10 protein-coding genes and 2 pseudogenes are annotated in these 9,477 nt (G+C 56.1%); 5 read left to right on the top strand and 7 right to left on the bottom strand.

Annotation, left to right across the window (positions count from 1 at the left end; translation table 11 throughout):
- Positions 1 to 253 precede the first annotated feature (253 nt).
- Positions 254 to 592, bottom strand: coding sequence for a phage integrase family protein (locus tag U5A65_RS41070; protein WP_408585119.1), 339 nt, complete (start codon positions 590 to 592; stop codon positions 254 to 256).
- A 170-nt stretch (positions 593 to 762) separates the two neighbouring features.
- Positions 763 to 1,230 carry a MarR family transcriptional regulator gene (locus U5A65_RS40440; protein WP_321917599.1) on the bottom strand — a complete coding sequence of 156 codons (468 nt, stop codon included), beginning with the start codon at positions 1,228 to 1,230 and terminating at the stop codon, positions 763 to 765.
- 243 nt (positions 1,231 to 1,473) lie between these two features.
- Between U5A65_RS40440 and U5A65_RS40435 the strand changes: the two genes are divergently transcribed.
- The 4 genes and pseudogenes from U5A65_RS40435 to U5A65_RS40420 form a co-directional block, all read left to right on the top strand.
- Positions 1,474 to 2,574: an aromatic ring-hydroxylating dioxygenase subunit alpha gene (locus tag U5A65_RS40435; RefSeq protein ID WP_321917597.1), complete on the top strand. Its 1,101-nt coding sequence runs from the start codon at positions 1,474 to 1,476 to the stop codon at positions 2,572 to 2,574.
- Positions 2,575 to 2,753: 179 nt separating this feature from the next.
- Positions 2,754 to 3,725: a PDR/VanB family oxidoreductase gene (locus U5A65_RS40430; RefSeq protein ID WP_321917595.1), complete on the top strand. Its 972-nt coding sequence runs from the start codon at positions 2,754 to 2,756 to the stop codon at positions 3,723 to 3,725.
- A 35-nt stretch (positions 3,726 to 3,760) separates the two neighbouring features.
- Positions 3,761 to 3,946, top strand: a pseudogene (locus U5A65_RS40425) (IS110 family transposase); the annotation flags it as partial.
- Positions 3,947 to 4,282: 336 nt separating this feature from the next.
- A pseudogene (locus U5A65_RS40420) lies at positions 4,283 to 4,513 on the top strand (winged helix-turn-helix transcriptional regulator); the annotation flags it as partial.
- Between the two features lie 54 nt (positions 4,514 to 4,567).
- On the opposite strand, the gene U5A65_RS40415 reads toward U5A65_RS40420, so the two are convergent.
- Positions 4,568 to 5,548: a PDR/VanB family oxidoreductase gene (locus U5A65_RS40415; RefSeq protein ID WP_321931494.1), complete on the bottom strand. Its 981-nt coding sequence runs from the start codon at positions 5,546 to 5,548 to the stop codon at positions 4,568 to 4,570.
- Positions 5,549 to 5,551: 3 nt separating this feature from the next.
- The gene (locus tag U5A65_RS40410; RefSeq protein WP_321917593.1) at positions 5,552 to 6,622 is read right to left on the bottom strand and encodes an aromatic ring-hydroxylating dioxygenase subunit alpha; all 1,071 of its coding nucleotides are present in this window, start codon (positions 6,620 to 6,622) and stop codon (positions 5,552 to 5,554) included.
- Between the two features lie 291 nt (positions 6,623 to 6,913).
- Here U5A65_RS40410 and U5A65_RS40405 point away from each other — a divergent pair, with 291 nt between their 5' ends.
- Positions 6,914 to 7,675, top strand: coding sequence for an IclR family transcriptional regulator (locus U5A65_RS40405; RefSeq protein WP_321917591.1), 762 nt, complete (start codon positions 6,914 to 6,916; stop codon positions 7,673 to 7,675).
- Between the two features lie 591 nt (positions 7,676 to 8,266).
- On the opposite strand, the gene U5A65_RS40400 is transcribed toward U5A65_RS40405, so the two are convergent.
- The 3 genes from U5A65_RS40400 to U5A65_RS40390 are packed head-to-tail and all read right to left on the bottom strand — an operon-like array spanning position 8,267 to position 9,224.
- On the bottom strand, positions 8,267 to 8,623 hold the full coding sequence (locus tag U5A65_RS40400) for a hypothetical protein (RefSeq protein WP_321917608.1): 357 nt from the start codon (positions 8,621 to 8,623) through the stop codon (positions 8,267 to 8,269).
- The gene (locus tag U5A65_RS40395; protein WP_321949671.1) at positions 8,536 to 8,976 is read right to left on the bottom strand and encodes a DNA cytosine methyltransferase; all 441 of its coding nucleotides are present in this window, start codon (positions 8,974 to 8,976) and stop codon (positions 8,536 to 8,538) included. Before U5A65_RS40395 ends, U5A65_RS40400 begins: the two co-directional genes overlap by 88 nt.
- Positions 8,886 to 9,224 (bottom strand): DNA cytosine methyltransferase, encoded by a 339-nt coding sequence (locus U5A65_RS40390; RefSeq protein ID WP_321917603.1) that lies wholly within the window; start codon positions 9,222 to 9,224, stop codon positions 8,886 to 8,888. The genes U5A65_RS40395 and U5A65_RS40390 overlap by 91 nt, the downstream gene beginning before the upstream one ends.
- Between the last annotated feature and the right edge of the window lie 253 nt (positions 9,225 to 9,477).

Below are 9,477 nucleotides of genomic sequence, written 5' to 3'. Positions count from 1 at the left end.
AAACGGCAGTAATTTCCATCGGCGCGCCGCCACTTGAGTTCCGCCCGACGGGCGCGGGGCAAGCGGCACTCCCGGCGTGCGAAAACCTAGGCGGGTCGATCAAAAAGGGAAAGGGCCCGACAGGGAGACAGAAAGTGCCTGATTTGGTGAGGTATTTTAACGGGGCCGCCTCGCAAACCAGCATCAAACCAAGATCAACCTACCGTCGCAAAATGCATTGATATCAAGGGTAGGCCTTCCTAGCGATACGTTCCTAGCGACTCGTGCAGCGAGAGCCACGATTGCATGGCCTCATAGTCATTGCTCGCGTTAAGGAGGCTGGCTGGCCCAGGGTTCCGTTTAGTTCCTCCGGAACACGCAATGTTTCCCATGGTTTAGGCAGTTGCACAGGCGCAGCGGCGAGGGGCGCGCATACGCGCTCGCCTATCTCCGGATGGCTGTCAAGGAGCGCCTCTACGCGGCGTGCCTCGGCCGCACCGATCCCGTGAACCGGTTGCCACCGGCGTCGCCGACGACCGACACGAACCGCACAATCACCAATCGTGCGGAGTCCATCAGCCGCCGGGCAGGTACCGATCCGCGCTGAACACAAAGCGCGGCAGACGACTGCCGTCAGTCGACCGAACAACAAGCAAACGACCGGTATCGAGGGGCAGCCAGACGGTATTGCTATTCGCAGCGAGCATTTCGACGCTACCGGCTGCGTTGCACCACTGACCCGCGCCGGAGGACCAATCGCGGAGATCGAGCAAAGTCAGCCGACTAGTCTTTTGCCGGTACGTTGCTCAGTTCGGTATTGGCGTCTATGAGGAGCTTCATCAAACGCATGAATTCCCTTTGATCGGCCTTCGATAGAGATTCAAGCAGGCGTTCCTGCGACCGAACCAGTCGTGGCACGACGGCCTCGGCGATCTCGACTCCCGATTCTGTCGGCGTAATTTGCCGCGCGCGTCGATCGTGCGGCGCGACATTGCGAACAACCAGTCCCCGGACCTCCAGGCGATCTATAACACCTGCGATTGTCGATGTGTCAATGCCAATTTGCGACGCAAGCGTCTTTTGGTCGATTTCCGGGTTATTGCAAATCGTAAGTAAGGCAGCACATTGAATAGGCGTGAGATTGAGATCGTCAACCTCCTGAACGAACAGGGCGACAGCGAGCTGGTGAACCCGCCGCGCGAAGTGACCCGGCATGGTGCAGATATCAATGTTCAAAAACGTTTCGGTCATTGCCGTCCTCTGGGACTTCGGGGATTACCCGAATTCTACACGGTCATATAGTTCGTATACTGATCATACGCATACAAAGTAATTCGTGCAACGGAGTTGCTTGTCGTGCGCCATGACCGGCAGTGCAATTGATCGACCGCCCTGGTCAGTGCAGCCTGCGTTAAGTCATACGAGTGGACACTGACGTGGTGGTATTCGCGCCTCTGCAGTTCCTGTGGGGCGAGACACTTGAAGGAGAATGAAGTGAATTGGCTGAAAAATGTGTGGTACGTCGCGGGCTTTTCGCGCGAACTGGATGGCGGTCAAGTCGTGGACCGACGATTTTTGGACACGCCGGTCGTCATGCTGCGCCATTCAGATGGGCGCGTAGCAGCGTTGGAAGATCTGTGCCCCCACCGCCTAATGCCGTTGTCGGCTGGGACGCGTGTCGGAGACGAACTGCAGTGTGGCTATCACGGCATGCGCTTCAGGATCGATGGGCTATGCACGCTGGCGCCAGGTCAAACGCACATGCCGAGTCAGGCATGCGTGCGCAGCTTTCCGCTCAGCGAAAAACATGGCCTCCTGTGGATTTGGCTCGGGGACGCTGGTCGAGCCGACGTCGATCTCATCCCTGACATCCGTTGGAATGACCATCCAGATTGGACGCCGTCACGGGGCTACCACCATGTAAAGGCAAATTTCCGCCTTGCAGTCGACAATCTCATGGACCTCGGTCACGAGAGCTGGGTTCATCTCCGCACGATCGGCCAGGGGCACGAAGAATGCATCCCTAACTATCCGGTCAAGGTTTCAATCGAGGGCGAAGGTTTGCTAAAGGCTCATCGCGAGATGCCCGATATTGACGCTCCCCCGTTCTTCGCCATGGTGCTGAATCATAGTGGACCGATTAATCGATGGCAAACGGCAATCAGTCTCGCCCCCAGTATCTGCATGACCGACTTCGGTGTTTACCCGGTGGGGACCTCGGCCGATGACGCATATCGAAGTCATGTATGCCACCTTCTCACGCCCGAAACGGAAGAATCCAGCCATTATTTCTGGTCGGTGGCCAGAAATAAACGGCTTGATGATGAAACCCTCACACAGGATGTTTGCGAGGCCATCACTCAGACGTTCGACGAGGACGCCGAAGTCCTCGAGATCCAGCAGGCCCAGATCAAAAAACTGGGTGGTGCGGTGCCGCGAGTTGCCTTGAAGGTCGACGAGGCACCGATTCGTACACGACGACTACTGGACGCGCTAATCAAGCGCGAACAGGAAGATCCCACCTTCGTATATCGACCCGCACTCATGGTCGATGACGCGACGCCAGCGCTCCAGATGGAACTGACGCGGCGATGAACTTTTAAACTGTTGATCGGGCTCCGGTGGTTTCTGTTTGAAGGATCCATCTGGGACTAATCTCCTCGAATCAGTCACGCCATCGGCGACGATGGCTGGCATGCCTGGATGATCGTCTCAAGGATTCGCTACCTTGATGCAAATATAGCCGTTACGGCCCTTGAGCAGGAGATTGAAAAATGGCGGGCAGGGAAGAAGATATTAAAGTCCGGGTTGCGCGTAAAGAGTCGATCGCGCTCGACGTCGCGCTGTTCGAATTGACAAGCTTGAGCCAAGCACCCCTACCCTCGTTCAGCGCAGGGTCGCACATTGATGTTCATCTGCCTGGAGGCATGGTCCGGCAGTACTCGTTGTGCAACGACCCAACCGAAACTCATCGTTATCAGATTGCGGTTCTGAAGGACGCGACGGGACGCGGGGGGTCGCGTGCGATGCACGACTCAGTCCATGAAGGTGATGAAATTCGCGTTAGCGCACCCAGGAACTGCTTCGAACTTGGGGAAATATCGGAGGACATAATTCTTTTGGCCGGAGGTATTGGCATAACGCCGATTCTGTCTATGGCCGAAAGTCTTTCGGCGCAAGGTCGTTCCTTTCAGTTGAATTATTGCGCTAGATCGCGTGAGCGGATGGCGTTTATCGATCACATCGACCGATCCCGCTTTCGGACAAAGGTGAATTTCCATTTTGACGACGGAGACGATGGCCAAAAGTTTCGGCTAGAAGAGGTGCTTGGCAGGGGACAAAACCAGTCGCACGTCTATGTGTGCGGCCCGAAGGGATTCATGGACGCCGTACTTTCCGCCGCGAGGGAAAGTGGATGGTCGGAATATCGACTTCACTACGAGTTCTTCAACGCGGAACCTGTTCGTCTGTCGACCGAAAAGAGTTTTGAAATCCAGTTGGCAAAATCAGGGCGGGTTCTCTGTGTTGCTCGGGAGCAAACCGTCGCAGAGGCGTTAGCAGCGCACGGGGTAAACATACCGACGTCATGTGAGCAGGGTGTTTGCGGAACTTGTCTGACCCGCGTAATCTCCGGGCAACCTGATCACAGGGATATTTATCTTTCCCCGGAAGAACAGAAAAAAAACGATCAATTTCTCCCGTGTTGTTCGCGATCACTGTCTTCCAGGCTAGTACTCGATCTGTAACTATTCGCTCGAATTAGTTGTATTAGTCGTGATTCCATGGCGCGAGAAGTGTGCTTTACCTCGGGAAGCACGCGGGGCCATGGGCTGAGCAATTGCAGAAGCGACGTCCGTCAAACGTAGTCGCTGTTGCGCTGGCGAACAAGATTGCCCGAACGATCTGGGCAATCCTCGCGCATGACAGACCGTACGATCCAGCTCATACAGCAGTAAAGTCAGCTTGATAGACCGAGCAAGAGGGTAAAGCTTGTAGGAACGACGTCGAAAGGTTGCGTTGGCAATCGAGCGTGATGACAAGACAGGTCGGACCGTGACTCGCTGAACCTGAAAGTTAATTCGAGCGTTCAGCTCGTGCGACAAATGAGGGGCGAGTCAGCGGATTTCATCGGGGCCCGCAGCGTATGAGGCTGCATTGAGGCCGCATATAAAGCTGCAACCCATCCTGTCGATTCAACGCGCGAGAAAAACTGGCGCATCGGGGGCGTTCATATAAAAATTATCTTGGCCGGCGTGCTGCTTGACGCTGTCTAGAAGAGAAGATTTCACAAGAAGGCACTCGTATGATCGATACGAAGACAGATGTGCGCGGGCACGATCACCCAGTCTGCGCGTCCGTTGTCGATGTGTTGGCCCGGATTGGCGAGAAATGGACCGTCATGGTTGTGGGCACGCTGAGCGAAGGCCCGCTACGATATACCGAACTCCAACGTCAAGTGGGCAGCATTTCGCAGCGCATGCTGACTCTGACACTGAAAGCATTGGAGCAGGATGGATTGGTGAACCGGACGATGTACCCGACCATCCCACCGCGTGTGGACTATGAGTTGACGTTCGTGGGCCGCAGCCTAAAGATCGAGCAAGAGAACTGGTGTCTTGGCCCTCGAAACGCACATCATCCTCGTTCCGTTGCGCCTCTCGTTGTCGCTCAAAACGCTGTCGCGATGATCGGGTATGCCTTCGATCACAGCAGTCTCACAACTGCCGCATAGCCCTTCCCTACACGAGTTGGGTACTTCGATGCCGGCGGAACACACAGCGTCAAGGATCGACTGATTGGAATGCACTTTCAGATTCTTCCGCGAGCGGACAAGTTGCACCTCAAACGCCTCATTAGCCTCGGACTCGTCCTGCCGACGTTGAAAACGTTCCGCGCGGAACAGTCCCGGATGCGTGAGGCGCGCAATTGATCCGACAGCCTCTATCAGCGAGGAGGGGCCACAGCAATACAGCATCTCTCCGGCATCTCCATCTGCCGCCCATGACTGGATATCAGGAATGCCTTGCTGATCGGTAGATACGAGTACGGCGCGCTCACGCCCCGCATCCAGCTTGATCAACTCTTCAGAGAACGCCATACGATCCGGCGTTCTGCAAAGATACAAGAGTCTCCAAGCAACGCCCGCTTCGTTGCATTGTGCGATCATGGATAGAATGGGTGTGATTCCGATTCCACCGGCCACAAATGAATATGAGGGCGCTGATTCAAGGACAAAATTATTCCGCGGGCGCCCTATGCCGAGTGCCAAACCATCTCGTGCCCACTTGTGTAACCGCGCTGAGCCTCCCTTGCTCTCCTGCACAAGCGCGACGCCGATGTGGTAGCGCACAGGTGTGGCTGATGCTGTGCCGCAGAGCGAGTATTGCCTGACCATCCCATCGGGAAGAAAGACATCGATATGCGCGCCCGGTGTGAAATCCGGCAACAACCGTTGTCTTGGTGCGACCAAGCTGACTTGGATCACATCGCGGGCCACTGCCCTCACGCTTTCCACAACTACCGAGAGCGTTTCGTTTCGGGCGATACCACTTTTCGTGCCGACCTCCATGACTCAGTGCCCCCTGTTTGCATCCAAATGCACTTCATCGGGAAGCGACTCTCTACTCTCAGCCCTGATCGCCTGATCCAGCATCCACCTGAATTGTGTGGGTGCTGCGTCCAAACTGCAGGGAAGCATCCTGAAGTCATCAAACCGCTTGAGGTTTTTTTCTTGAGCCGTAATGATCACACGGTCCTCTTCGAATGCGGAAAGAATACTCTCGTGCAGCAACCGCGTAACGTCTTGATTGTCCGGTTCGAATCTCCTCGGCTGCGAGAAGAAATAGTGCGTTGTTCCGTCAGTCTCCGGCGTAACTGCCTGACAGTGGCGAAACTCGATCGCCTGGCTGCGATCCCCTTTTTCTGCGCCAGACCCTGCCGGTGCAAAACCTGAGTCCATCACGAGGACCCCTGGAATGAAAAACTCGTAGTTATTCCAGCGATCCACATTGCCAGCGTGACCGACCAAGGTCCGAACGAACGGCGCCGGTGGTCGATCCATGAACCAGCGGGTAATGTGGAGACTGCGTTCACGCCGATCCACCTTGGATCGCAGTTGCGCGTACTCCTCCGACCCACCCAGAGTAGACGGGTGGACAAAAGACAAATGCGAGAAATCCAGCAAGTTGTCATTGAGGAGGCGGTAGTTCGCTTCATAACGGATGTATCCCGGCGGCGTACACGTCCACCCCGGATCATCCAGCCAATGCGTATCGGGAATAATCGAGGGCTCCGCGTGTTCCGGATTTCCCATCCAGATCCACACCCAGCGATGACGCTCGATCACGGCAAACGAGCGCACGAACGCCGCAGCAGGGATCCGGTCCTGACCCGGAATCTCTACGCATCTCCCTGAACGATCGAATTTGAAGCCGTGATACATGCATCGAACTCCGTTGGCCTCGCGGCGTCCACACGACAACGGCGCACCACGATGACAACAACGATCCACCAGTGCCTGCACCGTGCCTGATTCGTCGCGCCAGAAGACAACTGGCACCCCACAAATCGTCCTCGCGAAAAGCGAGCTTTCAGCGATCTCGTTCGACCACGCAGCTACATACCAGCAATTCCTTATGAACATTTCTCCTCCCGGGACACATTTCGCGTCAGGCACTCACATAAGACTTATAATCTCATTTTTTGATATTTTGGCTGTCATGCTTCGTACTTTCAACGACACTATAGTACATAGAATCTCTATTCTGGATACTTTATCCTACAGAATAACCCTATGAAGGGCGAGATCCGGGGTCCCGAGGCGTGCATCCGCGAGCGCTGGAGTGAGTTGGCTCGTTTCGACTGGTGTCCTGGGTAAAATCTGAGACCGTCACCAAACTGAAATGCGGAACGCCTTGAGCAAGGCCCTACCTCGATGAGCAAGTTGGCAAAGATGATGGATGTTCTTGATCTGTTCACACCCGAGACCCCGTTGATTAGCGTCGAGGAGATGGCCGACCGGCTCGCCATTTCGCGTCCGACCGCGTTTCGGTATGTCAAAGAGCTAAGCAGCGTTGGATTTCTAGGCAAGCTGGGCACTCGCTACGCCCTCGGAGCTCGAGTAATCGAGCTTGAATACCAATTTCGCCAATCAAGTCCGATTCTCAATGCTAGTGCCGAGGTCATGCGAGAGCTGGCGCAAGCGACAGCAAGCGGCGTATTTCTCGCCCACCTGCTAGGGACTACAGTGTTCAACCTCCAGATTGAACCGCCCGAAGCAGCTTCTCTCGTGACGTTTGGCCGAGGCCGGCCACTGCCGATATTGCGTGGCGCGGCCTCCAAAGTGATACTCGCTCACCTGCCGACGACCAGGCTGAAGACGATCTTCGAGCAGCACAGCGATGACATCGATCACATCGCGACTGATTTCGAACAGTTTGCACGTTACTTCCGACACATCAAGAAACGCGGGTACTACGTCTCGAAGGAAGAAGTCAACCAGGGAGTTGTGGGCATCGCCGCGCCCATCTTTGGCGATCGACGTGCAATTCTCGGGAGCTTGGTTTTGGTGTTCGAAGAACGACGGCAAAAGTGGATGGATGAAGCTGGCTGCGCGGAGCTCGTAATGAGTGCCGCCCGCGAGATTACAGCTCGCATATCCAGTGCAGCGGACGAGGTCATATCAGCTCCCGGCTGATGTTCTCGCTTGACCCCGGCGGTGCTATCTGAAGCAGAACTTTGTGGTGCCGCTCGCAACCACGCTCAAGCAGTCGGTACTAAAGCTGGATGACGCGGGTGCCACGCCTTATTGCACCGCGAAGCAATCCATTCGTTGAGGACTTCGAGCGATTCTCAGCGACGGAACACGGCTTCGTGCCAGATCTGCCGGCGCCGGTCCTACGCGTTTTTCTCGACGATGCCTTTCTCCCCGCCGGCACCGCGGTTGCAGAACTCAGCCTCAAACAGGTAACGGCTGCCCATCGCTTTGAAGCGCGCAATGGGCGCAAGGTAGGGATACCTAATCTCCATGGCAATTGCGTGCGTATGCTCATGGCGTACCTCGACGGTGTTGACATCGACACAGCCGCACCCGCGCGGTGGCATCGGCGCATTTCAGCAGTTCTCCCAACAGCTTTTAGTGTGCGCGTAACTGAGTGCTTCGCCAATCCTTGTCGCCGGCCCAACAACGAGCGCATTGCCATTAGCGTCGCTCGAATCGCGTCCGAGGCTTCCGCATAGTCGGTGAATCCGCGAGGAAAGCCGTTCAGCTCCTCAAGTTCCTCAGGAGTCAGGCGGCGATTACGCCGGAAGCCTCCCTGACCGCGTGCTTCGTCCTCGACGCGGAGGTGCCGCCCTCCGACGTGATGATGGTCCGTGATGGAATGTCCAGAGGGTCGGGGAACGCCATCGCACCTTTCGTATATTCGTACTCAAAGCCGTTCTTGAGGCGAGGAACCCGCTTCACCCCTTTTGCAGCCAACCGCTTCGCTTCATCCTCCGGCTTAATGTAGAAGGCTGTAGGCATAGGCCCTGTCTTGCGGACAACGTCGCCTAGCGTCATCGCGCCTGCCGAACCAGTAAACACGGCGAAATCATCAAAGGCTTTCGGTTTCGCTTGCGCAGTCCACACATCCGTCCCGACCATGAGACCGCTCCGTTCGACAGGGGCCAATAGAACATCTGCTCTTCGAGCGGCTCGTGTCGCATAGCATATGCCGGCGCTCTCACATCACACCCATGAACATGTACCGCCGGAAACGCGCGGCTCAACACAGATTCGCTAAGCCAGCCCTCGCTTCCCTTGTGGAGGCTCAAGACTACTCGGTACGCGAGCGGAGTGGTCACATGATAGGCGACGGTGAAAGTGCGCCACCGGCTCTGCGGAAAGCCGTAGTCCGCCGCGCTCACTACGCGCCATTCTGCTGCATAGCCCATGCCGCAGAGTGTTGACAGTACCATGGCGAAGTCTCGTCCGGGGCAACTCGCCGGAAATGAAATGAGATGGTCAATGTTCTCGAGGACGATGTACGGCACGGGCTTCCGTCTTCGAGGCGTTGCCACAGTAGCTCGGATATTGACCACCAAAGCTTGCCCTGCGTGCGTTCAATACCGCGAGCCAACGAGAGCGGTTTGGCCACGGAGTGGTCCTGGCAAGGAAACCCGCCGACCACAACGTCAGGTCGAGCCTCTCGAATTGCCGCGCGCCCTGCTTCCGAATTGAGCACCTCGGCAATGTCTTGATTCAGGTGAGCACCATCTTGCCAGTGTGCCCGATAAATCTCACTCGCATACTGTCTTTTGCGAACGGGTTCCCACTGGTTGCTGAGATTCGGGCCAAAATAGATCCACTCTTAGTGCTCCGCTTGGCGGAACCGGCGCTCGTTTACAGCGGGAGCGCGCGAATTTTCGCGACGGCCCCTCAAAGGCTTAGTCCAGCAGACCGGACAGCCCAATGCATCTGTACGCGTCTCCATTGAATACAAATGCTGACGCTACCCG

The sequence above is a fragment of the Paraburkholderia sp. J10-1 genome, assembly GCF_905220165.1.
Taxonomy (GTDB): Bacteria; Pseudomonadota; Gammaproteobacteria; order Burkholderiales; family Burkholderiaceae; genus Paraburkholderia.
This window is presented reverse-complemented; position numbering and strand designations above follow the sequence as displayed.